A 25,350-nucleotide genomic window follows, 5' to 3' on the forward strand; every position below is an offset into this window, starting at 1 on the left:
CAGCGCGACCGCGCCGAACAGCCAGGCCCGCCACTCGCCGGCGCCCTCGGGCACCACGAACGCGGACTCGATGATCTTGTCCTTCGACCAGAAGCCGGAGAACGGCGGGACGCCGAGGATCGCGAGCCAGCCGAGGCCGAAGGTCACCCAGGTGATGACCATGTACTTCCGCAGCGCGCCGAACCGGCGCATGTCGGTCTGGTCGTCCATCCCGTGCATGACGGACCCGGCGCCGAGGAACATGCCGGCCTTGAAGAAGCCGTGGGTCACGAGGTGGAAGATCGCGAACGCGTACCCGACCGGCCCGAGCCCGGCGGCGAGCACCATGTAGCCGATCTGGGACATCGTCGACGCGGCGAGCGCCTTCTTGATGTCGTCCTTCGCGCAGCCGACGACCGCCCCGAACACCAGGGTGATCGCGCCGACGACCGTGACGACGAGCTGCGCGGTGGGCGCGCCCTCGAACACGGGCGCGGACCGGACGATCAGGTAGACGCCGGCGGTGACCATCGTCGCCGCGTGGATGAGCGCGGACACCGGGGTGGGGCCGGCCATCGCGTCGCCGAGCCAGGACTGCAGCGGGAACTGCGCCGACTTGCCGCACGCCGCGAGCAGCAGCATGAGGCCCGTCGCGGTGAGCGTGGCGGTGGACGCCAGCCCGCCGTCGATGCCCGCGGAGACCGACGCGAAGTCCACCGAGCCGAACGTCGCGAACATGAGCATGAGCGCGACCAGGAGGCCGATGTCGCCGACGCGGTTGGCGACGAACGCCTTCTTGGCGGCGACCGCGTACGGCGTGTGGTGGTTCCAGAACCCGATGAGCAGGTACGAGGCCAGGCCGACGCCCTCCCAGCCGACGAACAGCAGCAGGTAGGAGTCCGCGAGGACCAGGATCAGCATCGCCGCGATGAACAGGTTCAGGTAGGCGAAGAACCGGCGGCGGGCGGCGTCGTGCGCCATGTACGCGACCGAGTACAGGTGGATCAGCGAGCCGACGAACGTCACCAGCAGGACGAAGGTGAGCGACAGCGGGTCGACCAGCAGCCCGGCCGACAGGTCGAACCGTCCCGCTGAGATCCAGTCGAACAGGTGCACCCGGATCGACCGGTCGTCCGCCGGCCGGCCCAGCAGCTCGACCAGCAGCAGCGCGCCCACGACGAACGCCGCGGTCGACGCCAGCAGGCCGAGCCAGTGGCCCCAGCGGTCGGAGCGCCGCCCGAGCAGCAGCAGCACCGCCGCGCTCGCCAGCGGCACCGCCACCAGCAGCGGGGCGAGGGAGTTCACGTCCACAGTCCCCTCAGCTCTTCAGCAGGTTGATGTCGTCGACCGAGGCCGACTTCCGGGTGCGGAAGATCGACACGATGATCGCCAGCCCGACGACCACCTCCGCGGCGGCCACGACCATGACGAAGAACGCCATGACCTGGCCGGTCAGGTCGCCGTGCAGCCGGGAGAACGTCACCAGCGCCAGGTTGGTCGCGTTGAGCATGAGCTCGACGCCCATGAACACGATGATCGCGTTCCGGCGCAGCAGCACCGTCGCGGCGCCGATCGAGAACAGGATCCCGGAGAGCACCAGGTAGTTCGTGAGGGTCACCGCTCGGTCTCCGTCCGGGTCGAGCCGCCGCCGAGGTCGATGTCCGCCGTGGGGCCGGTGGTGGTCCCGGGCGGTGCCGCGGCGGGCCGCGGGTCGTCCTCGACGGTCCCGAGGGCCGCGTCGACCTCCGCGTCCGTGGCCGGGGTGCCGCGCTCGGCGAGCACCGCCGTGACCGCGCGCCGGTAGGTGTCCGCGCGGTACTCGGCCGTCCCGGCCTCCTGGCCGCGAATCCGCAGCACGCGGGGCACGGAGTCCTCGATCGGCCGGCCGTCGGGGTCGAGCGCGGGCACGTCCATCGCGTTGTGCCGCGCGTACACGCCCGGGGCGGGCAGCGGGGTGAGCCGGGCGCCGGCGGCCACGCGGGCCGCGGCGCGCTCGGGCTGCTTGACCAGCGGCTTGAGGCGCTGCCGGTGCGTGAGGACCAGCGCGCCGAGCGCGGCGGTCACCAGCAGGGCGCCGACGACCTCGAGGCCGAACACGTGCTGCCCGAAGATGATCCGCGCGACGCCGGTCGGGTTGCCGGGGGCGTTGGCCTCGGCGAGCCCGACCGCGGACGGGTAGGTGGCCCGGCCGACGACGCCGACCAGCACCACGCCCAGGCCGAGCGCGCCCAGCCAGCCGACCCACCGCTGCGCCTTCAGCGTCTCGACCAGGGAGTCCGAGGCGTCGACGCCGACCAGCATGAGCACGAACAGGAACAGCATCATGACGGCGCCCGTGTAGACGACCACCTGGACGACGCCGAGGAACGGCGCCTCCTGGGCGACGTACAGGAACGCGAGCGAGATCATCACGGTGATGACGCAGAGCGCGGCGTGCACGGCCTTGCGGGCGAACAGCAGGCCGGACGCGGCCAGCACCATGATCGGGGCCAGGACCCAGAACAGGACCGTCTCGGCGGTCGACGGGGTCATCGGGGCTCCCGCCCCACGGGCGCGGGCGCCTCGGCCGACGCGGTCGCGGGCGCGGACGTCCCGCCGGTGCGGCGGCGCGCGGCCTCCAGCGTCGGGTCGTCCGGGCGCTGCTCGGCGACCCAGTCGACCTGCGCGGGGGTCGGGCCGGTGACCTCGCCGCGGTAGTACTCGGTGTCGGTCGTGCCCTCGACCATCGGGTGCGGCGCGGCGAGCATCCCCTCGGCCAGCGGCGCGAGCAGGTCCTGCTTCTCGTAGATCAGGCCCTCGCGGGTCGGGCCCGCCAGCTCGAAGTCGTTGGTCATGGTGAGCGCGCGCGTCGGGCAGGCCTCGATGCACAGGCCGCAGAAGATGCAGCGCAGGTAGTTGATCTGGTAGACGCTGCCGAACCGCTCCCCGGGCGACATCTGCTTCTCGGGGGTGTTGTCCGACGCCTCGACGTAGATCGCGTCCGCGGGGCAGGCCCACGCGCACAGCTCGCAGCCGATGCACTTCTCCAGGCCGTCCGGGTACCGGTTGAGCTGGTGCCGGCCGTGGAACCGCGGCTTCACGGGCGCCGTCTCGAACGGGTACTGCTCGGTGACCGTCCGGCTGAAGAAGTTCTTGATCGTCACACCGAACCCGGCGGCGGGCGCGAGCGCGTCGGCGACCGGGCTCCGCTTCGGGATCAGCGACTCGTACGGGCGGACCGTGGCGGGCCGGGCGACCTCGCCACCGCCCCCCGTCCGCTCGACGGACTTGTCCGGCGTGTCAGCCACGCGGCACCTCCTGGGTGGGGGACTCGGGGGCGTCGCCGTCCGCGCCCTGGTCGCCCGGCGCGGGGCCGCCGACGAGGGCGGGCGACGCGGGCGCCTGAGCCTCGCGCCGTGCGGCGCGCGGGGACGGCGGCAGGCTCTGGCCGGGCAGCGGCGGCACCGGGAAGCCCCCGGCGAACGCGTCGAACGGCTCGTCCGACGGCGCCGGCTCCGGCGCGGCCTTCTTCTCCGGGATGAGGAACGACAGCGCGACGACCACGAGGATCGCGCCGCCGAGCCAGGGCAGCATCGCCATGACGTCCGCGCCGCCGAACTGGCGGACGCCCTGGACGACCGCGACGCAGACCAGCCAGACCAGCGCCGACGGGATCAGCACCTTCCAGCCGAACTTCATGAACTGGTCGTACCGGAACCGCAGCAGCGTGCCGCGGATCCACACGAACAGGAACATGAACAGCCACACCTTGGCGACGAACCACAGCAGCGGCCACCAGCCGGTGTTCAGCACGCCGTCGCCGATCCAGGACAGCGGCCACGGGGCGCGCCAGCCGCCGAAGAACAGCGTGGTCGCGACGGCCGAGACGTTGAGCATGTTGATGTACTCGGCCAGGAAGAACCACGCGAACTTCATGGACGAGTACTCGGTGGTGTAGCCGCCGACCAGCTCGCCCTCGGCCTCGGGGAGGTCGAACGGCAGCCGGTTGGTCTCGCCGACCATCGAGATGACGTAGATGACGAACGCCGGCGCGAGCGGGATCAGCCACCAGATCGTGGTCTGCGAGGCGACGATCTCGGACGTCGACATCGACCCGGCCAGGATGAACACGCTGACCAGGGACAGGCCCATCGCGAGCTCGTACGAGATGACCTGCGCGGTGGACCGCACGGCGCCGAGCAGCGGGTAGGTCGAGTTGGACGACCAGCCGCCGAGGACGATGCCGTACACGCCGACCGAGGCGCAGGCCAGGATGTAGAGCACCGCGACCGGGAAGTCGGTCAGCTGCAGCGGCGTGAGCACGCCGAAGATCGACACCTCGGGGCCGAACGGGATGACCGCCATGGTGAGCAGCGAGCAGAACACCGCGATGAACGGCGCCACCAGGTAGACCAGCTTGTCGGCCGCCTTGACGGTGACGTCCTCCTTGAGCAGGAGCTTCATCGCGTCGGCGAGCGACTGGAACAGGCCGAACGGGCCGTGCACGTTCGGGCCCGGGCGCAGCTGCATCCGGCCGACGACGCGGCGCTCGAACCAGATGGCGATGAGCACGCTGAGCAGCAGGAACACCAGGATGCCGACGGCCTTGAGCAGCCAGACCCAGAACACGTCCTGGCTGAAGTCCGCCGCGCCGCCGTCCGCCGCGGCGGCGGGGAGCACGGCGGGCAGGGCGGTGGGCAGCACGGCCGCGAGCGACGCGGTCACGCGGTCACCTCCTCGTCGGTGGCGGTCCCGTCGGCGGGGCCGACGGGCTCGGCCGGCGCCGGCCCGACCCGGACCAGGTCGCCCGGCACCGCGCGCAGCGCGTCCCGGACCTGGCTTCCCGCCGAGGCGGTGGGCAGCCAGACGACGTGGTCGGCCATGTCGGTGACGACGGCCGGCAGCGTGATCGACCCGGCGTCGGTGGCGACGGTCAGCAGCGCGCCGTCGAGCACCCCCGCGGCCGCGGCGGTCGCGGGCGACAGCCGGGCGACCGGGCGCTTGGCGGTGCCGGCCAGGAACGGCTCGCCGTCCTGCAGCCGGCCGGCGTCGAGCAGCTGGTGCCAGGACGCCAGCACCGCGTGGCCCGCGGCGACGGCCGGCGGCTCGGCGGCCGCGACGGCCGGGGCGGCGACGCGCGCGCCGTCCCACTCGCCGGTCAGCGGGTCGGCGTCGGCGTGCACCTCGGACACGGTGCGCAGGCCCAGGGTCACGCCGAGCTCGTCGGCCAGCGCGTCGAGGACGCGGTGGTCCGGCATCGCGGTCGAGGTGAGCGCCTGCGGGAACGGCCGCACGCGGCCCTCCCAGGACACGAACGTGCCGGGCCGCTCCACGGGCGGGGCGACCGGCAGCACGACGTCGGCGAGCGCGGTGACCTCGGAGGACCGCACCTCCAGCGAGACGACGAAGCCGGCGGCGGCCAGCGCCGCGCGGGCGGCGGCCGGGTCGGGCAGGTCGCGCACGTCAACGCCGCCGACCAGCAGGCCGCCGAGCGTGCCGTCCGTCGCGGCCGCGAGGATCGCGCTGGTGTCGCGGCCCGCCTCGGCGGGCAGGTGCTCGACGTCCCAGGCGGCGGCCACGTCCACGCGGGCCGCGGCGTCGACGACCGGGCGGCCGCCGGGCAGCAGGGTCGGCAGGGCGCCGGCCTCGACGCCGCCGCGCTCGCCCGCGCGGCGCGGGATCCACGCGACGCGGGCGCCGGTGCGGCCGGACAGCCGGAGCACCGCGGACAGCGCGCCGGGCACCGCGGCCAGGCGCTCGCCCACCAGGATCAGCGCGCCGGCGCCGCCGAGCGCGGCACCCAGGTCGGCGAGGTCGCCGGAGCCGATCGCGTCCAGCACCTCGGGCTCGGTGCCCGGGGCGGCGCGCAGCAGCGTCCCGTCCAGGCGCTCCAGCCCGCGGCTGGCCAGCGGGGCGACGGCGTGCACCGTCGTGCGGCCCGCGACCACGCCCTTGCGCAGCCGCAGGAACACGACGCCCGCCTCCTCCTCGGCCTCCAGGCCGGCGAGCAGGACGGTGGGCGCGGCCTCCAGGTCGCGGAACGTGACGCCCAGGCCGGTGCCGGCGACCGCGTGGCCGAGGAACGCGAGCTCCTCGTCCGAGTGCGGCCGGGCGCGCAGGTCGACGTCGTTGGTGCCGAGCACCACGCGGGCGAACTTGCCGTACGCGTAGGCGTCCTCGACGGTCAGCCGGCCGCCGGGCAGCACGCCCACGCCGCCGGCCTCGCGGGCCTGCGCCAGGCCGTGCGCCGCGACCTCCAGGGCCTCGGCCCAGGACGCGGGGTGCAGCTCGCCGCGGGTGCCGTCCTCGGCCCGGTCCCGCACCAGCGGGGTGGTGATCCGGTCGGCGGCGGACTGCCAGGTGAAGGCGAACCGGTCCTTGTCGGTGATCCACTCCTCGTTGACCTCGGGGTCCTCCCCCGCGAGCCGGCGCAGCACGACGCCGCGCCGGTGGTCGACGCGGATGGCCGCGCCGGACGAGTCGTGCTCGGCCACGCCCGGCGTCGACACCAGGTCGAACGGGCGGGCGCGGAACCGGTAGGCCGCGCCGGTCAGCGCGCCGACCGGGCAGATCTGCACGGTGTTGCCCGAGAAGTACGAGGCGAACGGCGACCCCGACTCGTCGTCCTCGGCCGGGCCGACCGGGATGTCGGCGCCGAGGAACACCCGGTCGTCGAACGCCAGCGTGCCGTCGGCCGCCCCGTCCTCGCCCTCGACCCCCGCGCCGGCGAAGCCCAGCACGTCGGCGTCGAACCGGCCGATCTGCTGCATCGCCCCGCGCTTCTGCAGGTCGATGAACGGGTCGCCCGCGATCTCCCGGGAGAACCGGGTGCACCGCTGGCAGAGGATGCACCGCTCGCGGTCGAGCAGGATCTCCGTCGAGACGGCGATCGGCTTCGGGAACGTCCGCTTGATGTCGACGAACCGGGTCTGGCTGCGGCCGTTCGACATCGCCTGGTTCTGCAGGGGGCACTCGCCGCCCTTGTCGCAGACCGGGCAGTCCAGCGGGTGGTTGATGAGCAGCAGCTCCATCACGCCGTGCTGCGCCTTGTCCGCCTCGGCGGAGGTGCGCTGCGTGCGGACGTCCATGCCGGGCGTCGCGGTCAGCGTGCAGGAGGCCTGCGGCTTCGGCATCTTCGCGACCTTGCCGTCGCGGCCGGGGGCCCAGACCTCGACGAGGCACTGCCGGCAGGCGCCGGCCGGGGCCAGCAGCGGGTGGTCGCAGAACCGCGGGATCTGGATGCCGAGCTGCTCCGCGGCGCGGATCACCAGGGTGCCCTTCGGCACGGTGGTCTCGATGCCGTCGATGGTGAAGGTGACGCCGTCCGGCTTCGGCTCGGGCGCCTGGCCCGCTGCGGGCGGCTTCGGTGCGGTCACGGTCATCAGTGGGCTCCCGCGAGCTGGCCGCTGCGGCGCGGCGTGTAGGGGAAGAGCGAGGCGCGCTCCGGCGGGAACAGCACGTCGGCGGGCGTGTGGGTGCCCGCCTCGAACTCCTCCCGGAAGTACTGGATCGCCGAGGTGATCGGGCTGGTCGCGCCGTCGCCCAGGGCGCAGAACGCCTTGCCGAGGATGTTGTCGCACAGGTCGAGCAGCAGGTCGATGTCCCCCGACGTGCCCTGGCCCGCCTCCAGGCGGGCGAGCACCTGCGCGAGCCAGAACGTGCCCTCGCGGCACGGGGTGCACTTGCCGCACGACTCGTGCTTGTAGAACTGCGTCCACCGCGAGACGGCCTTGACCACCGACACCGAGTCGTCGAACACCTGCAGCGCGCGGGTGCCGAGCATCGAGCCGGCGGCGCCGACCTCCTCGTAGGTGAGCGGGACGTCGAGGTGCTCCGCGGTGAAGATCGGGGTCGACGAGCCGCCCGGGGTCCAGAACTTCAGCTCGTGGCCCTCGCGGACGCCGCCGGCCATGGCCAGCAGCTCGCGCATGGTGATGCCGAGCGGCGCCTCGTACTGGCCCGGGCGCTGCACGTGGCCGGACAGCGAGAACAGGCCGTGGCCGGGCGACCGGTCGGTGCCCATCGCGCGGAACCAGTCCGAGCCGCCGACCACGATGCCGGGCACCGAGGCGATCGACTCGACGTTGTTCACGACGGTCGGCCGGGCGTACAGGCCCGCGACGGCGGGGAACGGCGGCTTGAGGCGCGGCTGGCCGCGCCGGCCCTCGAGCGAGTCGAGCAGCGCGGTCTCCTCGCCGCAGATGTACGCGCCGGCGCCGGCGTGCACCGTGACGTCGAGGTCGTAGCCGCTGCCCAGGATGTTCGTGCCCAGGTAGCCCTTCGCGTACGCCTGCTCGACCGCGTGCAGCAGCCGGCGGTAGACGTGCACCACCTCACCGCGCAGGTAGATGAACGCGTGGTGGCAGCCGATCGCGTACGAGGTGATCGCCACGCCCTCGACCAGCAGCTGCGGGTCCGCCAGCATCAGCGGGATGTCCTTGCAGGTGCCCGGCTCGGACTCGTCGGCGTTGACGACCAGGTAGCGGGGGCCGCCGTCCGGCGCGGGCAGGAAGCCCCACTTCATGCCGGTCGGGAAGCCGGCGCCGCCGCGGCCGCGCAGGCCGGAGTCCTTGACGGTCGTCACCACGTCGGCGGCGTCCATCGTCAGGGCCCGGCGCAGCCCGCGGTAGCCGCCGCGGGACTCGTACGTGCCGAGGTCCCACGGGCGGTCGGCGTCCCACCGGTCGCTCAGGACCGGGGTCAGGGTGGTCGCGTCGGCCATCACGACTCCTTCTCGCTGTCGGCGGGGGCGCTGGTGTCGTCCGCGCGGTGCTCGGCCTTCTCCTGGTCGGCGGACCGCTCGGCGGCGCCGGCCGCGGGGCGGTCGACGGAGGACTGCTCGCCCCCGGGCTGCGGCGCGCTCGCCGCCGGCGCGGCGGTGCCGGCGGCGGGCGCCGCGGGCTCGGCCTGCGCGGCGTCGCGCGCCCCGGCGTCGACCGACGGGGCGGTCCAGCCGTTCTCCCGCGCCAGCCGCAGGCCGCGCAGCGTCGGCTCGCCGGCCGCCACGCCCTCGTCCGCGAGGCCGTCGTCGAACCCGGCGAGCACGCGGGACACCTGCTTGAACGTCTGTACCCGGGACGGCCCGCGGGTCGGGGCCACCGACTCCCCCGCGATGAGCCTCCCGACCACCTCGGCGGCCGAGTCCGGCGTCTGGTTGTCGAAGAACTCCCAGTTGATCATCATGACCGGCGCGTAGTCGCAGGCCGCGTTGCACTCGATCCGCTCGAGCGTGATCTTCCCGTCGCCCGTCGTCTCGTCGTGCCCGATGCCGAGCCGGTCGGTGAGGTCCTCCCAGATCGCGTCGCCGCCCATGATCGCGCAGAGCGTGTTGGTGCAGACGCCCACCGTGTACTCGCCGTTCGGGCGGCGCTTGTACTGGGTGTAGAAGGTCGCGACCGCCGACACCTGGGCGGTCGACAGGTCGAGGGTGGCGGCGCAGAACGCGATGCCCGCCGGGCTCACGTAGCCGTCCTCGGACTGCACCAGGTGCAGCAGCGGCAGCAGGGCCGAGCGCGCGTCCGGGTACCGGGCGACGACCTGCGCCGCGTCGGCGGCGAGCCGCTCCCGGGTCGCGTCGTCGTAGGCCGCGCGCGGGCGCCCCGAGCCGGGGATCCGCGGGTGGTCGATGGCGGTCATCAGCGGTCCACCCCTCCGAGCACCGGGTCGATGGAGGCGACGGAGCAGACGACGTCCGCCACCTGCCCGCCCTCGCAGAGCACCGAGACGGCCTGCAGGTTGTTGAACGACGGGTCGCGGAAGTGCGCCCGGTACGGCTTGGTGCCCCCGTCGGAGACGAGGTGCACGCCGAGCTCGCCGCGGGGGTGCTCGACGGTCTGCCACGCCTGGCCGGCGGGGACCCGGAAGCCCTCCGTCACCAGCTTGAAGTGGTGGATCAGGGCCTCCATCGAGGTGCCCATGATCTCCCGGATGTGGTCGAGCGAGTTGCCCATGCCGTCGCTGCCGATGGCGAGCTGCGCGGGCCAGGCGATCTTCTTGTCCTCGACCATGACGGGCGTGCCGGCCGAGGCCTGCAGCCGCTCGATCACCTGCTCGACGATCCGCATCGACTGGTAGCACTCCTCGATCCGCAGGACCATCCGGTCCCAGCAGTCCGAGCCCTCGGAGACCGGGACGTCGAAGTCGTAGGTCTCGTAGCCGCAGTACGGGGCGGCCTTGCGGACGTCGTACGGCAGGCCCGTCGAGCGGAGCATCGGGCCGGTGATGCCGAGCGCCATGCAACCCGCGAGGTTGAGCACGCCCACGTTCTGCAGCCGGCCCTTGAGGATCGGCTGGCCGAGCATGAGGTCCTCGAGCTGCGTGAGGTAGCGCCGCACGCCGACCAGCGCCTCGCGCACCGAGTCGAGCCCGCCCGGCGGGATGTCCTGCGCGACGCCGCCGGGGCGGATGTACGCGTGGTTCATCCGCAGGCCGGTGACCATCTCGAAGATCCGCAGGATCTCCTCGCGGGCGGTGAACCCGATGGTCATGATCGTGGTGGCGCCGAGCTCGTTGCCGCCGGTCGCCAGGCAGACCAGGTGCGAGGAGATCCGGTTGAGCTCCATCATCAGCACCCGGATCTCGCTCGCGCGGACCGGGATGTCGTCGGTGATGCCGAGCAGCTTCTCCACCGCGAGGCAGTACGCGGCCTCCTGGAACAGCGGGGCGACGTAGTCCATGCGGGTGCAGAACGTCACGCCCTGGGTCCAGGTGCGGTACTCCATGTTCTTCTCGATGCCGGTGTGCAGGTAGCCGATGCCCGCGCGGGCCTCGGTCACCGTCTCGCCGTCGATCTCGAGCATGAGGCGGAGCACGCCGTGCGTGGACGGGTGCTGCGGGCCCATGTTGACGACGATGCGCTGCTCGCCGAGCCGGGCCGCCTCCTCGGCGATGTCGGACCAGTCGCCGCCGGTCGCCTCGAAGGTGCGCAGGCCGACGGTCTCGTCGTCGACGAGGTGGCCGGTGGCCCGCGGCGCGTGCGTCTGGGAGCTCATGAGTACTGCCTCCGCTGGTCGGCCGGCGGGATGGTGGCGCCCTTGTACTCCACCGGGATGCCGCCGAGCGGGTAGTCCTTGCGCTGCGGGTGGCCGGGCCAGTCGTCCGGCATCTCGATCCGCGCCAGGTCGGTGCGGCCGGTGAAGACGATGCCAAAGAAGTCCCAGGTCTCGCGCTCGTGCCAGTCGTTCGCCGGGTAGACCCCGACGGTGCTGGGGATGGTGGGGTCACCCTCGGGCGCCGCGACCTCGAGCCGGAGCCGGCGCCCGTGCGTCACGGACACCAGGTGGTAGACGGCGTGCAGCTCGCGGCCGGCGTCGTGCGGGTAGTGCACGCCGCTGACGCCGAGCGAGAGCTCGAACCGGAGGTCCTGGTCGTCCCGCAGGTGCCGCGCGACCTCGACCACGTGCTCCCGCGCGATGTTCAGCGTGAGCTCGCCGCGGTCGACGACGACGGACTCCAGGGCCGCCGCGGCGCCGGTGCCGGAGGCGTCCAGCAGCTCGGTCAGCACGTCGACCACCTCGTCGAACCAGCCGCCGTACGGCCGCTCGCTCGGGCCGGGCAGCGCCACGGTCTGCACCAGGCCGCCGAAGCCGGAGGTGTCGCCGGAGCCGTGCACCCCGAACATGCCGTGCCGGGTCTGCACGACCTCGAGCGGCAGCGACCGGTCCGCCGGGACGTTCTGCCCGCCGGCCTCCAGGGCCGCCTCGCTGGTGCGCTGCGCCCCGGCGTCGGCCGAGGCGGCGTCCCCCGCCTTGGCGGCCGCGGCGGCGTCCTGCTTCTCGTCGGTCATCGCAGCAGCCCCGTCATGTGGGAGGTGGGCTCGGCGCGCAGCGCGGCGGCCTCCACCTCGCGGGCGATGTCGGCCCGGTTCTTGCCCAGGGGCTCGGCCTTGATCTGCTCGTGCAGCTCGAGGATCGCGTTGATCAGCATCTCCGGCCGCGGCGGGCAGCCCGGCAGGTAGATGTCGACCGGCACGACGTGGTCGACGCCCTGGACGATCGCGTAGTTGTTGAACATGCCGCCGCTGCTGGCGCACACGCCCATCGACAGCACCCACTTGGGCTCGGCCATCTGGTCGTAGACCTGCCGCACCACCGGGGCCATCTTCTGGCTGACCCGGCCGGCCACGATCATGAGGTCGGACTGGCGCGGGGACGCGCGGAACACCTCCATGCCGAACCGGGAGATGTCGAACCGGGACCCGCCCGTCGCCATCATCTCGATCGCGCAGCACGCCAGGCCGAAGGTCACCGGCCACAGCGAGGCCTTCCGGACCAGGCCGGCGAGCGTCTCGACCGACGTCAGCAGGAAGCCGCTGGGAGCCTCTTCGATACCCATCTCAGTCCTCGTCCCACTCGAGACCGCCGCGCCGCCACTCGTAGAGGAACGGCACGGTGATCAGCGCGAGGAACCCCACCATCGCCACCAGCCCGAACACGGCCAGCTCACCGAAGCTGACGGCCCACGGGTAGAGGAACACGACCTCGATGTCGAAGATGATGAAGGTCATCGCGACCAGGTAGTACTTCACCGGGAACCGGCCGCCGCCGACGGCGTGCGGGGTCGGCTGGATGCCGCACTCGTAGGCCTCGAGCTTGGCGCGGTTGTAGCGCTTGGGGCCGATCACGGCGCTGGCGGCGAGGCCGCCGACCGCGAGGACGGCGGCCACCCCCATCATGACGAGGAGGGGGACGTACGGGTTGGTCATCGGTGCTCTCCCGGTGGGGGGTGGAGTGCTTCCGTGGGGCTGCGGGGCGGGCGCGGGTGGCGGGCGAGGCCGGGGCGCCGCCGCGTCAGGGCGGCCCGGTGCGGGCGGCGGCCGTCACGAGGCCGGCGCCAGACGCGCGAGGGCGGCGATGGTCCGGTCGGCCCAGTCGCCGCCGTGCGGCTCGTAGCAGTCGGCGAGCAGCTTGTGCGTGAGCTTCATGACCAGCGGGCGAGGCAGGCCGTACCGCGTGCACGCCCGCATGATCTCGGGCCGCTCGATGAGCTTCACGAAGACCCGGCCGAGCGTGTAGTACCCGCCCAGGTCGTCCTTCATCCGCGCGCCGTAGGTGGCGAGCGCGCGCTCCCGGCCCGCGGCGGTGCCCCGGGCGGCGGCCTGGACGATCGCGTCCGCGGCGACCCGGCCGGCCTGCAGGGCGTAGGCGATGCCCTCGCCGTTGAACGGGCTGATCATCCCGGCGGCGTCGCCGACCAGCATGAGACCGCGGCCGTACAGCGGGCCGCGGTTGAACCCCATCGGCAGCGCGGCGCCGCGGACCGGGCCGAGCTGGTGCTCCGGGGTGAACTCCCACTCCGCGGGGGCGTTGGCCATCCACTTCGCGAACAGGTCCTTGTAGTCGACCTTGGTCGCGGCGGCGGTCGAGGACACCGAGCCGAGGCCGACGTTGGCGGTGCCGTCGCCGAGCGAGAAGATCCAGCCGTAGCCGGGCATGAGGTCGGACTCGCCCGGCTTGCCGTCCCACAGCTCGAGGTGGCTCTCCATCCACGGGTCGTCGTGGCGCGGGGTCTCGAAGTAGGTGCGCACGGCGACGCCCATCGGGCGGTCCTGGCGCTTCTCCAGGCCGAGGCCGGTCGCGAGCCGGGCGGACACGCCGTCGGCGGCGATCACGACGGGGGCGCGGTACTCGACCGGGTCCCCCGCGCGGCGGCCGTCGGCGTCGACCGGGCGCGCCTGGACGCCGACGACGCGGCCGGTGCGCTCGTCGACCAGCGGGCCCGTGACGTTGGTCCGCTCCTGCACCTTGGCGCCGGCGGCGCGCGCGTGCTCGAGCAGCAGGTGGTCGAGCGAGGTCCGCGCGCGGGCCAGGCCGTAGGAGGGGTAGGACGAGAGCTCGGGCCAGGGCAGCTCGACGACGTGGCCGCCGCCGAGCACCCGCAGGCCGACGTTCCGGATCCAGCCGTCCTGCTCGCGCAGGGGCACGCCCATCCGGACCAGCTCGGCGACCGCGCGCGGCGTCAGGCCGTCGCCGCAGATCTTGTCCCGGGGGAAGCTCGCCTTGTCGAGCAGCAGCACCGACAGGCCCGCGGCGGCGCAGTGGTAGGCAGCGCTGGACCCGCCGGGTCCGGCGCCGACGACGATGACGTCCGCGTCATCGCTCTTCCCACTGTGCACAGTCCGCCCCATTTGTGAATGCCTTCACACGTGTTGACAGGCCGAGTCTAGTGATACGACCAACGATCTGTCTGCGAAGGTTTGCCTCAGTAGCGTCTCTGCTCCTGACCAGGGGTTATCCGGGACTTTCGTCCCACCATTCAGCGCTAAATGATCCCAGGATTTGTGGCGCGGTGCAGGGCGACGATGCCCCCGGAGAGATTCCGGTAGGCGACCGACGTCCAGCCCGACTCCTTGAGGAGCTTCGCGAGGCCCAGCTGGTCCGGCCAGTCCTGGATCGACTCGGCCAGGTAGTCGTACGCCGCCGACTCCCGCGCCACGACCTTCGCCACCGCCGGCAGCGCCTTGACGAGGTAGCCGGAGTACACCGTGCGGAACGGCGCCCAGGTCGGCGTCGAGAACTCGCACACCACGAGCCGGCCGCCCGGCCGCGTCACGCGGCGCATCTCCTCCAGCGCACCGACCGTGTCGACCACGTTGCGCAGGCCGAACGAGATCGTCACCGCGTCGAAGACGCCGTCCGCGAACGGCAGCGCCGTCGCGTCGCCCGCGGTGAACGGCAGGTCGGGGCGGCGGCGCTTGCCGACGGTGAGCATCCCGGTCGACAGGTCGCACGGGACGACCTTCACCCCGGCGTCCGCCAGCGGCTCGCTCGAGGTGCCGGTGCCCGCGGCCAGGTCGAGGACGGTCTCGCCCGGCAGCGCGTCGAGCGCCTTCAGCGTGGCCCTGCGCCACATCCGGTCCTGGCCGAGCGACAGCACGTCGTTGGTCAGGTCGTAGCGGCGGGCGACGCCGTCGAACATCGAGGCGACGTCGTGCGGGTCCTTGTCGAGCGAGGCGCGGGGCATGGTGCCCATCGTGTCAGGTCGCGCGACCGCCCCGCGCGCGGTCGTACCCTGGTCGGCGATGACCAGCCCCCTCGACGACCGCCAGGCCGCGGCGTCCTCGCACCCCGAGCCGCTCGTGGTGCGCACCGTCCGGATCGACGCCCCGGACGACCTGCTCTCCCTGCTCCCCGAGGACGCCCCGCTGACCTGGGTGCGCCGGGGCGACGGGCTCGTCGGCTGGGGCGAGGCCGCGCGGGTCGACGTCACGGGCCCGGACCGGTTCGCCGACGCCGAGCGCTGGTGGCAGGGCCTGGTCCGGAGCGCCGTCGTCCGGGACGAGGTCGGGCTGCCCGGCACCGGCCCGGTCGCGTTCGGCTCGTTCGCGTTCGACGACCTGTCCGCCGCGGGCGGCGCGCTCGTGGTGCCGCGGGTGGTCGTCGGCCGCCGGGACGGGCAGGCGTGGCTGACGGTCGTCGAGACCGCCGGCACCCTCGGCCCCGCGCCCGACTGGTCGCTGGTCGCCCGGCACGTCGCCGGCCTCGCGCCGGTCCGCTCCCCCGGCGCCGTCACCTACGCCTCCGGCGCCGTCGAGGCCGAGGACTGGCCGGCCGTGGTCGCCCGCGGCGTCGCCGCCATCCGGGCCGGCGAGGTGGACAAGGTGGTGCTGGCGCGCGACGAGGTCGCCACGACCGCCGAGCCGCTGGACGTCCGGCACGCCCTCGGCCGGCTCGCCGAGCGGTACCCGACCTGCTGGACGTTCTCCGTCGACGGCCTGGTCGGCGCGACCCCGGAGCTGCTCGTCCGCTCGGACAAGGGCCTGGTGACGTCGCGCGTGCTCGCGGGCACCATCCGGCGCACCGGCGACGACGACGCCGACCTGGCGCGCGCCGCGATCCTCGCGCACTCGTCGAAGGACCTCGAGGAGCACGAGTACGCGGTGTCCTCCGTCGCCCAGGCGCTCGCGCCCTACTGCTCGTCGACCAACGTGCCGGACGCCCCCTTCGTGCTGCACCTGCCGAACGTGCTGCACCTCGCGTCCGACGTCACGGCGGTGCTCGGCGGCGCCGACGGCGAGCACGGCGGCCCGCACCCGACGTCGCTGGCCCTCGCGGCCGCGCTGCACCCGACCGCCGCCGTGTGCGGCACGCCGACCGAGGCCGCACGCGACCTGATCCGGTCGATCGAGGGCATGGACCGGGCGCGGTACGCCGGGCCGGTGGGCTGGGTGGGCGCCGACGGCGACGGCGAGTGGGGCATCGGGCTGCGGTCCGCAGAGCTCGACCCGGCCGACCCGCGGCGGCTGCGGCTGTTCGCGGGCTGCGGCATCGTCGCGGCGTCCGACCCGGCGGCGGAGCTGGCGGAGTCCCGGGCGAAGCTGGTCCCGATGCGCACGGCCCTGGCCTCGGACTGACGGCCGGGCCGGGACGACCGGCGGCCGTCCTCGATCGCCCCCCCTCCGCCGAGATAGGACCCCCGCGCCGAGATAGGACCCCGGACGGCCCTATCTCGCGCGGGCGGTCCTATCTCGGCGTGCTGAGACGGCAGGCCGGGATCAGCCGGCCAGGAGGGCGTCCAGGCGGGTCGCCGCCGCGCGCTCGGTGAGGGTGCCGACCTCGATCGCGTCGACCACCCCGTCCGCGTCCACGAAGACGTGCGTCGGCAGGCCCAGGACCCGGTACGCCGAGCCGATGTCGGTGTACGAGTCCGCGACGTGGGTGTACGTCAGCCCGAGCCGGTCGGCGAACCCGCCCACGGTCGAGATCGACTCCCCGACGTAGACCGCGACGATCCGCACCCGGTCGCCGTACGCCTCCTGCACGGCCTGCACGTCCGGGGCCTCGGCCCGGCAGCTCGAGCACCACGTCGCGCCGAACAGCAGCCACACCGGCTGCCCGCGCAGCTCGGACAGGATCACGTCGGTGCCGTCGAGGGCGAACGTGGTGAAGTCCGGGGCCGGGCGGCCGACCTCGGGCGGGTCGCCGACCGCGCCGGTGAGCTCGACGGGCGAGGTGCCGGGCTCGCCGGTGGCCGACGGCCCCGGCCCGCCGCCACCGCGCGAGCCGCCCGCCACCCAGACGCCCGCGAGCACGAGGACCGTGGCGACGGCGACGACCACGACGTGGCCCGCGAGCGAGTCGCGCAGCCGGCGCCGGGGCGGCGCGGCGGGCGGGGGTCCGGGGTCGGGCGCGCCGACGTCGGCCGCGCCCCCGGGGCCCGGGTCGCGCTCAGGCATACGCGTGCAGCCCGCCGAAGAAGTGGTTGCCGAAGTAGGCGAACAGGATCGCCGCGAACCCGATCACCAGCAGCCACGCCGACCGCTCGCCGCGCCAGCCGCGGGCCACCCGCGCGTGCAGGAACGCGCCGTAGATCAGCCAGGTCACCAGGGCCGCGGTCTCCTTCGGGTCCCAGCCCCAGTACCGGCCCCACGCGGTGTCCGCCCAGATCGCGCCGAGCACGATCATCGTCGTGAGCAGCGGGAACGTCACCATCGCGGCCCGGTAGCCGACCTCGTCCAGCCGCTCGCGGCGCATCCCGGACAGCAGGCGCAGCCGCGGGTGCAGCAGGTAGAGCACGGCCGCGCCGAACGACACGCACGCCGCGCCGTAGGCCAGGATCGCGAACCCGACGTGCAGGGACAGCAGCACGGTGTTCTGCAGCGCGGGGACCAGCGGCGCGACCCCGGCGTCGAGCTGCATCGCGTACAGCAGCAGGCAGGCGGCGACCGGCAGCACCGCGACGGACAGCACCCGCATCCGCCAGCGCACCTCGGCCACGAGGTAGGCGACGAGGATGCCCCAGGCGAACGAGACCGCGAACTCGTGCTGGTTCGCGAACGGGCCGTGGCCGGTGACGGACATCCGGGCGACCAGGTAGGCGGTCAGCAGCAGCGCGGCCACCACGGCGAACGCGGTGGCGTACGTCGTGAGGCCGCGGCCGCGCGCCCCCGCGGCCCGCCCGGCCGCCACCGCCGGACGCGCCCCGGCCGGCGCGCGCCGCCGCGAGGTCAGGATCACCAGGTCGCACACCAGCGCGACCACCACCAGCACCAGCGCGGCGGTGAGCGCGTACTCGGCCAGCCGGAGCACCTCGTCGTCGGTCACGGAGCCGTCCTTCCCTCGTCGGTCGCCGCGCGGTCCAGCGCGGCCTCCAGGTCCTGCGCCAGGCCCGCGAACCAGCGCTCGCTCGCGGCGTCCCGCTCGTCCGAGGACGCGAGCCGCACCCGGCCCGGCCCCTCCTCGACCCGGATCCACACCCGCCGGTGCCGGCAGGCGAACGTGACGGTCGAGCCGCCGATCAGCAGCGCGGAGCCGATCCACATCCACACGGCGCCCGGGTCGCGGCGGACGGCGATCCCGGTGTACTCCCGCTCCCGCTCGAACACGGCCGTGACGTCCCCGAGCGCGACCGGCTCGCCCTGCTCGGCGGTCGCGGCGGCGGTGACGGCCGAGTCGGACGTCCGCACCAGCCGGAACGCGGCCTGACCGGCGGCGAGGTCCGCGCCGGTGGCGCCGGAGGCGGGCGCGAACACCTCGAGGTCGGCGCCGAGCCCGGGCAGCGGGACCGACCCCACCGCCGCGGTGCCGTCCTGCGAGGTCCACACCAGCGGCACCGACCCCGCGTGCAGCACCTCGCCGCCCGGCCCGGTGACCCGGACGTCCGCGGCGACGCCGAACGTCGCCTGGTGGAACCGCACGCCCCCGTGCCGCAGCGGCTGGTTGACCCGGACGTCCTGGGCGGCGGACCCGCCGTCCGCGTCCTCGACGACCAGGTGCGACACGTAGTCGAGCGGTCGGCCGTCGTCGTCGTACCGCGCGGCGAACGACTTCGCCGCGACCCGCAGCCCCGTGCCGTGGCCGACCTCGACCGGGTCGCCCCCGACCGGGATCGTCAGCGCGTCGTCGATGCCGGCGTGCGCGCTGAGCACGAAGGCGCCGAGGATCATCAGGAACGAGATGTGCGCGGCGACCGTGCCGACCCCGCCCCAGGCGTACTGGTCGGCGTACAGCGCGCGCGGGTCGCCGGGGTCGACGAGCACCCGGTGCCGGCGGGCCCGGAGCCGGTCCCGGACCACCGCGGCGGCCCGGTCGGCCGGCAGGTCCGCCGGCAGGTCGGCGCGGTGCCGCGCGCGGTCGAAGAACGCCGCCCCGGCGCGGGTCCGCGGGTGCCGGTACCGCCGCCAGAGCAGCGGGACCCGGTGCGTGGTGCACGCGACGATGCTGAGCGCGAGCAGCGCGACGACCACGAGGAGCAGCGGCGAGCTGAACACCCGGAACAGGCCGAGGGCGTCGAGCACCCCCGCCCAGCCGCCGAACGTGCCCGCCGCCCGCTCGACGAACGCCGCGCGGGCCGCCTCGTCGTCGTACGTCCCCGCCGGCGCCTGGCCGATCAGCACGCCCGCGAGCGCCAGCACTGTGAGGGCGAGGATGAGCAGCAGGCCCACCGTCTTGGAGTAGAAGACCTGGTAGACGCGGCGCAGCAGGTCGCCCACCGTCAGGTCGTGCCCGGGCTCGGGCTCGCGGTCCCGGTCGGCCCGGGGGTCGACGAGGACGGCGGTGGGGCGGTCGTCCGGCACGGGCGGCTCTCCTCTCAGAGCGCGAACGGGGTCAGGGCGGCGAGCCGCGGCAGCAGGTCGGCGACCATGAGGAACCCGACCGCGACGAGCAGCGCGCCGGAGACCACGCTCACCGCGCGGTGGTGCCGGGCGAACCAGGACAGCCGGCGGGTGAGCCCGCTCGCCCCGGCGCAGACGAGCACGAACGGCAGGCCCAGGCCGAGCGCGTACACGACCAGCAGCGCCGCGCCGCCCAGGACGGAGTCCGAGCGGGTGGCCAGCCCGAGCACCCCGCCGAGGACCGGGCCGATGCACGGCGTCCAGCCGGCACCGAACGCCAGCCCCAGCAGCGCGGACCGCCGGTGCGTCGGCGGCTCGGCGATCGCCGGCGAGTAGCGCGCGCGCAGCGTCCGGTCCGCGAGCGGCACCCGGACCAGCCCGGCGGTGTGCAGGCCCAGCACGATGAGCACGGCCCCACCGGCGACCCGCAGGATCCCGCGGTGGTCGCCGACGGCCCACCCGACGACGCCCACCAGCGACCACAGCAGGACGAACACGAGGGTGAACGCGCCGACGAACGTGGCGGCGTGCCCCACCGCGGCGGCCCGGCGGCCGGTGCCGGCACCGCGCCCGGCGAGGTAGCCGACGAACACCGGCACGACGGGCAGGAAGCAGGGCGAGGCGAACGACACCACCCCGGCGAGCAGCACCAGGGGGACGGTCAGGCCCTCGGCGCCGGTCATCCCGCGCCGCCGTCGCCGGAGGGCGCGCCGCCGTCCGGGGCGCCGTCGCCGGTGGCGTCGTCGTCCGCCAGCACGCCGCCCAGGTGCATCGTGGCGACCCGGGCCAGCTCCGAGCCCGGGTCGATCGCGACCACCCGCTCCCAGCACTCGCGCGCCGCGGCGTGGTCGGGCGGCTCGGCCGACGCGTGGAAGAAGCCCAGGTTGTACCAGGCCTCGGCCTCGTCGGGCGCGAGCCGGGCGGCGGTCTGCCAGTGCTCGCCCGCGGCGTCGAGCCGCTCGGCGTTGAACAGCAGCACGCCGAGCTCCAGGTGCGCGGCGACGTCCTCGGGGTCGGCGGCGAGGCGGGCCTTGAGCGCGGCGATCCGGGCCTCGGCCTCGGCGTCCGCGACGGCGGCGGCCAGGGTCGGGGTCGCCGCGTCCGGGTCGGCGGCGGGGCGCCCCGCGAGCCAGACGCCGGCGACGGCGCCGACCGCGAGCGCCACGAGGACGAGCACCCGGAGCGACGCGCCGCGGCGGGCGGGTGCACCGGGGGCGGCCGGCCCGGGGGCACCCGCGGCCGGGGCCCGGCGGGTGAGGATGTCGTCGTCCTCGTCCTCGTGGGCGGTGGGGTCGGCGTCGTCGTGGGCGGCGGGGTCCGCGTCCGCGTGGGCGGCGCGGTCCGCTCCCACCGCCGACGCCTCCCCCGCGCCCCCCGCCGGCGACTCCGCCGCGCCCTCCGCCGTGCCCGTGGCGTGCTCCGCGAGCCAGGCGCGCACCTCGGGCGGCGCCGTGGCCAGCAGCCGCAGCAGCGCGGCGCCGTCGGCGGCCCGGTCCGTCCCGCCCCCGGCGGCGTCGTCCGTCCCCGCGTCCGCGCCGCTGCCGCCCTCCCGACCGCGCCCCTGCCTCGGCGTCCCCATCGACCCGGCCCCCACCGGCCTCAGGAGAGGCCGGTGGCGGCGGCGTGCCGGGCGTTGTCGGACGCGACCGTCGACGGCGCGAGCGCGTCCGCCGCCACCCCGCGCAGGGCGAGCTGGCCCTGGCGGGCGGCGTCGAGCGACTGGCTGAGGATCCGCTGCATGTAGTCGGGCGCGTGGAACCCGTAGGAGTTCTCCGAGTAGGCCATGTCGACGTAGAAGCTCGCCCGGTTCTGCAGCTCCTGCGCCCGCTCGACCCACGCGACGGGGGTGCCGTCCCCGAGCGCGACCTCGAGGTCGGCGATCAGCGCGGTCAGCGCGTCCAGCGCCCGGTCCCGCGAGCCGACGAACCGGTTCTGGATGGTCGTCACCCGGTCACGGAGCACGTCCTCGCTCGACGCGCCGTGGCAGGTGCCGCACGAGGCGTTGACGTCGAGCATCGGGCTCGCGATGTCGTGGTGGGTGACCTTGGTGGCGCCGTCCCGGCGGTAGGTCATGTGGCAGTCGGCGCAGCTGACGCCGTTGGCGGCGTGCACGCCGGCCGACCACATCTCGAACTCCGGGTGCTGGGCCTTGACGATCGAGGCCTCGGTGATCCCGTGCTGGAAGTCGACGTGGCCGACCTCCTGGTAGTAGTCCCACACCTCGTCGATGTCGGTCCCGTTCGCCCACGGGAACGTCAGCGTCCTGCCGTCGCCGGCGAAGTAGTACTCGACGTGGCACTGCGCGCACACGTACGACCGCATCTCGTTGTGCGTCGCGTCGCGGTTCACGTCGTAGTCCGCCACGCCCTGGGACGCCTTGAGGGCCGCCAGGCCGTCGATCAGCGCCGGCCGGGTGATCCGCAGCGCCATCGTGTCCGGGTCGTGGCAGTCGAGGCAGGTCACCGGGTGCTCGGCCAGCGCGACCGCGTCCGTGAACGCCATCGCGTTCATCACGTCGAACCCGGCCCGGGTGTCCCCGTCGCCGAGGTCGGCCATGATCGTCGGCGTCGAGGCGTGGCAGTTGAGGCAGGCGCCGGGCTGGTCGACCACCTGGGTGCGCAGCGTGTACGTCTGGTCCTCGAGCATGTACGCGTGCCCGCGGGCGTGCCGGTAGTCCTTCGCGAAGGCGTACCCGGTCCACATCGTGACGAGGCGCGGGTCCTCCTCGATCTTCGACGCGGCGGTCTCGGTCCGGGGGTCGTCCTCCGTGGGCTCCCGGTCCACCAGGTGCGGCTTGTGCTCCGTGGCCTTGAACTCCGCGGTCCCCAGGTACGCCTGGTACTGGACGGGGAAGTTCCGGCCCCACACCGCCGGGTCGACGGTGGTCTCGTCGACCTCGACCACCGCGGCGTAGCGCACGCGCGCCTCGCCCTTGTTCTCGCCGATGTCGGCGACCAGCGCCGCGACGCCGAACGCCGCCAGCGCGGTCCCCGCCACCACCGCCGGCAGCACCCAGCGGCGCCGCCGCCCGGTCACGACGCGGTCCTCGGTGTCCTCGCTCATCGCACCCTCACCTACTCGTGGCCGACGCCCGCGTGGCAGCGCACGCACGAGAGGCCCTCGGCGCCGTCGTCGCGGGCGAACGTCATGTCCGTCGTCAGGTCGCCGTGGCAGTGCAGGCACGCCCGGTCCGCCACGGCGAGGCTCGTGTCCCGGATCACCACGTTCTCCGGGTAGTCGTCCAGCGTGAACCGCACGCCGTGCACCAGGCCGTCCTCGGCCTTCACCCGGTACTGCTCGACCAGGCCCTCGTGCGGGAGGTGGCAGTCGACGCACGTGGCCGCCTGCGCGTGCGGCCCCGCGGCCCACGCCTCGTAGTGCCCGGCCATCGCGTGGCAGTTCGCGCAGGTGGCGGGCTCCTTGCCCAGGTAGGACAGCGCGTTCGAGTACCGGACGGCGTAGCCGCCGACGCCGAGGAGGACCCCGATCGTCGCCGCCGCGACGGCGGCGAGCACGCGGGGCGCGGGCGCCGTGCGTCCGACGCGGGCCCAGCTCGCGCGCATGGGGCAGCCTCTCCGGTGGAGCTCGCCCGGGGTCGGCTGCGGGGCGTGCCCCCACCTTCCCGGCGCGCTCGGAGCGCCGTCAAGCCGCGCCGCCGGCACCCGCTGCCGCGCGGGGCGACTCGTCGGGCTCGTCCCACCTGGTCCCGGTTTGACCGTGTCAGATGCTGGACGGGCCGGTCCGCAGGCCGACCGGGACCGTCCCCGGACGCAGGACGACCCCCGCGGGCGCCAGGGGTGCGCGCCGCGGGGGCCGTCGTGGGGTGGCGAGGTGCGGGCTCACCACCCCGGTCGCCGGGCGGGGCAGGGGATGGACCCGCCCGGGGACAGTCGTGCAGGTGGGATCAGTCCTGACCGCCGCCCTGCTGCTGCTGGAACCACTGCCAGAGCTCGTCCGGCGTCATGTTCCGCGGGTCGGTGCCGCCCGAGCCGCCCGAGCCCGAGCCGGAGTCGCCCGAGGTCGTCTCCTCGCGGACCGCCAGGGTGACGTCCACGTCGAGGGACTTGCCGTCGCGGACCAGCGTCAGGGTGACCTTGTCGCCCGAGGCGTATGCCCGGACGTACCCGGTCAGCGACTCGGCCCCGGCGACGGACTTGCCGTCGATCGCGACGATAACGTCGCCCTCCTGGACGCCCGCGGACGCGGCCGGGGAGCCGGACGTCACGCTCTGCACCTGCGCGCCGGCGCGGGTGACGCCGTCGGCGGTCGCCGTGTTGTCGCTCAGCGCGACGCCCAGGAACGCGTGCTCCGCGGTGCCGTCCTCGATGAGCTGGCCGGCGATCATGTCCGCGAGGTTCACGGGGATCGCGAAGCCCAGGCCGATCGAGCCCGACTCGCTGGACGTGGTCGCGATCGACGAGGTGATGCCGATGACCCTGCCCTGCGCGTCGAACAGCGGTCCGCCCGAGTTGCCGGGGTTCACGGCCGCGTCGATCTGGATCGCGTTGGTCACCACGGTGTCGCTGCTGCCGTCCTCGGTGGTCGACACCGGACGGTCGAGCGCCGAGACGATGCCGGTGGTCACCGTGTTCGCCAGGCCGAGCGGGTTGCCGACCGCCATGACCGGGTCGCCGACGGCCACCTCGGAGGAGTCGCCGAGCGCCGCGGGCTTCAGGTCGTCCGGGGCGTCCTGCAGCTTGACCACCGCGAGGTCCGTGGTGGGGTCGGTGCCGACGACGTCGGCCGTGAAGATGCGGCCGTCGGTGAGGGTGACCTGGACCTTGCCGTCCTGGGCACCGGAGACCACGTGGTTGTTGGTGACGACGTGGCCCGCGTCGTCGACGATCACGCCGGAGCCCTGGGCCTCGCCCTGGCTCGTGGTGACCGTGATCGCGACCACGGAGTCCTTCACGGCGGAGGCGACGGACTGCCAGTCGGGGTTGTCCGACGTGGAGCCGGACACCGGGACGCTGTCGTTGCTGCTCTGCCCGATCGAGGCGATGCTCGCCGACCGCGCGGCGCCGTCGTCCTCGAACGCGCCGGTGAGGGCGGCCGTGCCGAGGCTCGCCAGGACCGCCGCCGCGACGCCCACGCTGGCCACGGGGAGCCAGATCCGGTCGCGCGCCGAGCGGGTGCGGGCCGGGGCGCCGCCGGGCTCGCCGGGCGCGCCGAAGGCGGCGGGGTGCTCGGGGCCGCCGGTCGGGCCGTGCGGGCCGCCCGGGCCCTGGGGACCACCCGGGCCCTGCGGGGCGCCGGGGGCGGACGGCGCCCGGAACGCGGCGAGCGGGTCGTGCCCGTGCTGCTGCGGCGCGTGGGGCTGCTGCGGCGCGTGCGGCTGCTGCTGCTGGTGCGCCGCCGGCTGCGGCTGCGCGGCGTGCGGCTGGTGCCCGGGGTGCTGCGGGGCGTACTGGCCGTAGCGGGGCTGCTGCGGCGCCGGGGCACCGGCGTGCTGCTGCTGGGCGCCCGGCTGCTGCGGCGCGGCGCCCTGGTACGGCTGCTGCGGCGCGGCCGGCGCGGCCGGGGCGGCCGGCGCGCTCGGCGCGGCGGGGGTCTGGGGGAGCTGCTGGGTGGGCGCCGGGGCGATGCGCTGCGTCTCGTCGGCGGACGGCGTCGCGCCGGTCGCCGGCGTGGCGGGGACGGCCTCGGTCGCAGCGGTGCCGTCCTCGGTGCGCTGCGGCTCCGGCGCGCCCTGGGCGTCGCGCGGACCCTCGGGGGTGCTGCTGCTCATGGGGTGTACCTCCTTCTCGCCGACTATGAGACCCCCGTGAACTGGAGCCACGCTCGGCAGAACCTGGGAGTCCGCTGCGAATCCACGATGACGCGGCCCGCCCCGGCCCGCA

At 74.6% G+C, this 25,350-nt stretch carries 23 protein-coding genes; 1 reads left to right on the forward strand and 22 read right to left on the reverse strand.

From position 1 onward, the window contains the following. From nuoL to VER05_RS12410, 14 genes are all read right to left on the reverse strand, one after another. Nucleotides 1-1,284: NADH-quinone oxidoreductase subunit L (gene nuoL, locus VER05_RS12345; protein WP_324845646.1), on the reverse strand; the 1,284-nt coding region annotated here is incomplete at its 3' end. Between the two features lie 13 nt (nucleotides 1,285-1,297). Then, on the reverse strand, nucleotides 1,298-1,597 hold the full coding sequence (gene nuoK / locus VER05_RS12350; RefSeq protein ID WP_147795399.1) for an NADH-quinone oxidoreductase subunit NuoK: 300 nt from the start codon (nucleotides 1,595-1,597) through the stop codon (nucleotides 1,298-1,300). Next, complete coding sequence (locus tag VER05_RS12355) at nucleotides 1,594-2,511, reverse strand: NADH-quinone oxidoreductase subunit J (protein ID WP_324845647.1); 918 nt, start codon at nucleotides 2,509-2,511, stop codon at nucleotides 1,594-1,596. The genes nuoK and VER05_RS12355 overlap by 4 nt, the downstream gene beginning before the upstream one ends. Next, on the reverse strand, nucleotides 2,508-3,176 hold the full coding sequence (gene nuoI / locus VER05_RS12360) for an NADH-quinone oxidoreductase subunit NuoI (RefSeq protein WP_422653156.1): 669 nt from the start codon (nucleotides 3,174-3,176) through the stop codon (nucleotides 2,508-2,510). The genes VER05_RS12355 and nuoI overlap by 4 nt, the downstream gene beginning before the upstream one ends. 82 nt (nucleotides 3,177-3,258) lie before the next feature. Further along, complete coding sequence (nuoH, locus tag VER05_RS12365; protein WP_324845673.1) at nucleotides 3,259-4,647, reverse strand: NADH-quinone oxidoreductase subunit NuoH; 1,389 nt, start codon at nucleotides 4,645-4,647, stop codon at nucleotides 3,259-3,261. 32 nt (nucleotides 4,648-4,679) lie between these two features. Further along, the gene (locus VER05_RS12370) at nucleotides 4,680-7,340 is read right to left on the reverse strand and encodes an NADH-quinone oxidoreductase subunit G (protein WP_324845648.1); all 2,661 of its coding nucleotides are present in this window, start codon (nucleotides 7,338-7,340) and stop codon (nucleotides 4,680-4,682) included. Then, entirely contained in the window at nucleotides 7,340-8,680 is a 1,341-nt protein-coding gene (nuoF, locus tag VER05_RS12375) for an NADH-quinone oxidoreductase subunit NuoF (protein ID WP_324845649.1), read from the reverse strand. Before nuoF ends, VER05_RS12370 begins: the two co-directional genes overlap by 1 nt. Beyond that, nucleotides 8,680-9,594 (reverse strand): NADH-quinone oxidoreductase subunit NuoE, encoded by a 915-nt coding sequence (nuoE, locus tag VER05_RS12380; RefSeq protein WP_324845650.1) that lies wholly within the window; start codon nucleotides 9,592-9,594, stop codon nucleotides 8,680-8,682. Before nuoE ends, nuoF begins: the two co-directional genes overlap by 1 nt. Then, nucleotides 9,594-10,949, reverse strand: a complete 1,356-nt coding sequence (locus VER05_RS12385; protein ID WP_324845651.1) for an NADH-quinone oxidoreductase subunit D — start codon at nucleotides 10,947-10,949, stop codon at nucleotides 9,594-9,596. Before VER05_RS12385 ends, nuoE begins: the two co-directional genes overlap by 1 nt. Then, nucleotides 10,946-11,743 (reverse strand): NADH-quinone oxidoreductase subunit C, encoded by a 798-nt coding sequence (locus tag VER05_RS12390; RefSeq protein WP_324845652.1) that lies wholly within the window; start codon nucleotides 11,741-11,743, stop codon nucleotides 10,946-10,948. The genes VER05_RS12385 and VER05_RS12390 overlap by 4 nt, the downstream gene beginning before the upstream one ends. Beyond that, nucleotides 11,740-12,291, reverse strand: coding sequence for a NuoB/complex I 20 kDa subunit family protein (locus tag VER05_RS12395; RefSeq protein ID WP_147795391.1), 552 nt, complete (start codon nucleotides 12,289-12,291; stop codon nucleotides 11,740-11,742). The genes VER05_RS12390 and VER05_RS12395 overlap by 4 nt, the downstream gene beginning before the upstream one ends. A 1-nt stretch (nucleotide 12,292) precedes the next feature. Beyond that, nucleotides 12,293-12,661 (reverse strand): NADH-quinone oxidoreductase subunit A, encoded by a 369-nt coding sequence (locus VER05_RS12400; RefSeq protein ID WP_147795390.1) that lies wholly within the window; start codon nucleotides 12,659-12,661, stop codon nucleotides 12,293-12,295. Nucleotides 12,662-12,775: 114 nt separating this feature from the next. Then, nucleotides 12,776-14,071, reverse strand: a complete 1,296-nt coding sequence (locus VER05_RS12405; protein WP_324845653.1) for a geranylgeranyl reductase family protein — start codon at nucleotides 14,069-14,071, stop codon at nucleotides 12,776-12,778. 146 nt (nucleotides 14,072-14,217) lie between these two features. Beyond that, nucleotides 14,218-14,919: a demethylmenaquinone methyltransferase gene (locus VER05_RS12410; protein WP_324845654.1), complete on the reverse strand. Its 702-nt coding sequence runs from the start codon at nucleotides 14,917-14,919 to the stop codon at nucleotides 14,218-14,220. Nucleotides 14,920-14,977: 58 nt separating this feature from the next. Between VER05_RS12410 and VER05_RS12415 the strand changes: the two genes are divergently transcribed. Then, a complete protein-coding gene (locus VER05_RS12415; protein WP_324845655.1) occupies nucleotides 14,978-16,309 on the forward strand; it encodes an isochorismate synthase in 1,332 nt (443 codons plus the stop codon). 141 nt (nucleotides 16,310-16,450) lie between these two features. On the opposite strand, the gene VER05_RS12420 is transcribed toward VER05_RS12415, so the two are convergent. The 8 genes from VER05_RS12420 to VER05_RS12455 form a co-directional block, all read right to left on the reverse strand. After that, a complete protein-coding gene (locus VER05_RS12420; protein ID WP_324845656.1) occupies nucleotides 16,451-17,131 on the reverse strand; it encodes a TlpA family protein disulfide reductase in 681 nt (226 codons plus the stop codon). After that, nucleotides 17,124-17,999, reverse strand: coding sequence for a c-type cytochrome biogenesis protein CcsB (gene ccsB / locus VER05_RS12425; protein WP_324845657.1), 876 nt, complete (start codon nucleotides 17,997-17,999; stop codon nucleotides 17,124-17,126). Before ccsB ends, VER05_RS12420 begins: the two co-directional genes overlap by 8 nt. Continuing rightward, complete coding sequence (locus VER05_RS12430) at nucleotides 17,996-19,471, reverse strand: cytochrome c biogenesis protein ResB (protein WP_324845658.1); 1,476 nt, start codon at nucleotides 19,469-19,471, stop codon at nucleotides 17,996-17,998. Before VER05_RS12430 ends, ccsB begins: the two co-directional genes overlap by 4 nt. A 14-nt stretch (nucleotides 19,472-19,485) precedes the next feature. After that, nucleotides 19,486-20,193: a cytochrome c biogenesis CcdA family protein gene (locus tag VER05_RS12435; RefSeq protein WP_324845659.1), complete on the reverse strand. Its 708-nt coding sequence runs from the start codon at nucleotides 20,191-20,193 to the stop codon at nucleotides 19,486-19,488. Next, nucleotides 20,190-21,089 carry a hypothetical protein gene (locus VER05_RS12440; RefSeq protein WP_324845660.1) on the reverse strand — a complete coding sequence of 300 codons (900 nt, stop codon included), beginning with the start codon at nucleotides 21,087-21,089 and terminating at the stop codon, nucleotides 20,190-20,192. The genes VER05_RS12435 and VER05_RS12440 overlap by 4 nt, the downstream gene beginning before the upstream one ends. Nucleotides 21,090-21,109: 20 nt before the next feature. Next, complete coding sequence (locus VER05_RS12445; RefSeq protein WP_324845661.1) at nucleotides 21,110-22,573, reverse strand: ammonia-forming cytochrome c nitrite reductase subunit c552; 1,464 nt, start codon at nucleotides 22,571-22,573, stop codon at nucleotides 21,110-21,112. An 11-nt stretch (nucleotides 22,574-22,584) separates the two neighbouring features. Continuing rightward, nucleotides 22,585-23,073, reverse strand: coding sequence for a cytochrome c nitrite reductase small subunit (nrfH, locus tag VER05_RS12450; RefSeq protein WP_324845662.1), 489 nt, complete (start codon nucleotides 23,071-23,073; stop codon nucleotides 22,585-22,587). Nucleotides 23,074-23,414: 341 nt separating this feature from the next. Continuing rightward, entirely contained in the window at nucleotides 23,415-25,238 is a 1,824-nt protein-coding gene (locus tag VER05_RS12455; protein WP_324845663.1) for a S1C family serine protease, read from the reverse strand. Between the last annotated feature and the right edge of the window lie 112 nt (nucleotides 25,239-25,350).

This window comes from Cellulomonas sp. (assembly GCF_035634735.1).
Lineage (GTDB): Bacteria > Actinomycetota > Actinomycetes > Actinomycetales > Cellulomonadaceae > Cellulomonas.

What these genes read in the sequence shown, in the direction of transcription:
- VER05_RS12355 (WP_324845647.1), bottom strand. Translation starts at nt 2,511, where the DNA reads ATGACCCCGTCGACCGCCGAGACGGTCCTGTTCTGGGTCCTGGCCCCG.
- VER05_RS12370 (WP_324845648.1), bottom strand. Translation starts at nt 7,340, where the DNA reads ATGACCGTGACCGCACCGAAGCCGCCCGCAGCGGGCCAGGCGCCCGAG.
- nuoF (WP_324845649.1), bottom strand. Translation starts at nt 8,680, where the DNA reads ATGGCCGACGCGACCACCCTGACCCCGGTCCTGAGCGACCGGTGGGAC.
- nuoE (WP_324845650.1), bottom strand. Translation starts at nt 9,594, where the DNA reads ATGACCGCCATCGACCACCCGCGGATCCCCGGCTCGGGGCGCCCGCGC.
- VER05_RS12385 (WP_324845651.1), bottom strand. Translation starts at nt 10,949, where the DNA reads ATGAGCTCCCAGACGCACGCGCCGCGGGCCACCGGCCACCTCGTCGAC.
- VER05_RS12390 (WP_324845652.1), bottom strand. Translation starts at nt 11,743, where the DNA reads ATGACCGACGAGAAGCAGGACGCCGCCGCGGCCGCCAAGGCGGGGGAC.
- VER05_RS12395 (WP_147795391.1), bottom strand. Translation starts at nt 12,291, where the DNA reads ATGGGTATCGAAGAGGCTCCCAGCGGCTTCCTGCTGACGTCGGTCGAG.
- VER05_RS12400 (WP_147795390.1), bottom strand. Translation starts at nt 12,661, where the DNA reads ATGACCAACCCGTACGTCCCCCTCCTCGTCATGATGGGGGTGGCCGCC.
- VER05_RS12410 (WP_324845654.1), bottom strand. Translation starts at nt 14,919, where the DNA reads ATGCCCCGCGCCTCGCTCGACAAGGACCCGCACGACGTCGCCTCGATG.
- VER05_RS12415 (WP_324845655.1), top strand. Translation starts at nt 14,978, where the DNA reads ATGACCAGCCCCCTCGACGACCGCCAGGCCGCGGCGTCCTCGCACCCC.
- VER05_RS12420 (WP_324845656.1), bottom strand. Translation starts at nt 17,131, where the DNA reads ATGCCTGAGCGCGACCCGGGCCCCGGGGGCGCGGCCGACGTCGGCGCG.
- VER05_RS12435 (WP_324845659.1), bottom strand. Translation starts at nt 20,193, where the DNA reads ATGACCGGCGCCGAGGGCCTGACCGTCCCCCTGGTGCTGCTCGCCGGG.
- VER05_RS12440 (WP_324845660.1), bottom strand. Translation starts at nt 21,089, where the DNA reads ATGGGGACGCCGAGGCAGGGGCGCGGTCGGGAGGGCGGCAGCGGCGCG.
- VER05_RS12445 (WP_324845661.1), bottom strand. Translation starts at nt 22,573, where the DNA reads ATGAGCGAGGACACCGAGGACCGCGTCGTGACCGGGCGGCGGCGCCGC.
- nrfH (WP_324845662.1), bottom strand. Translation starts at nt 23,073, where the DNA reads ATGCGCGCGAGCTGGGCCCGCGTCGGACGCACGGCGCCCGCGCCCCGC.
- VER05_RS12455 (WP_324845663.1), bottom strand. Translation starts at nt 25,238, where the DNA reads ATGAGCAGCAGCACCCCCGAGGGTCCGCGCGACGCCCAGGGCGCGCCG.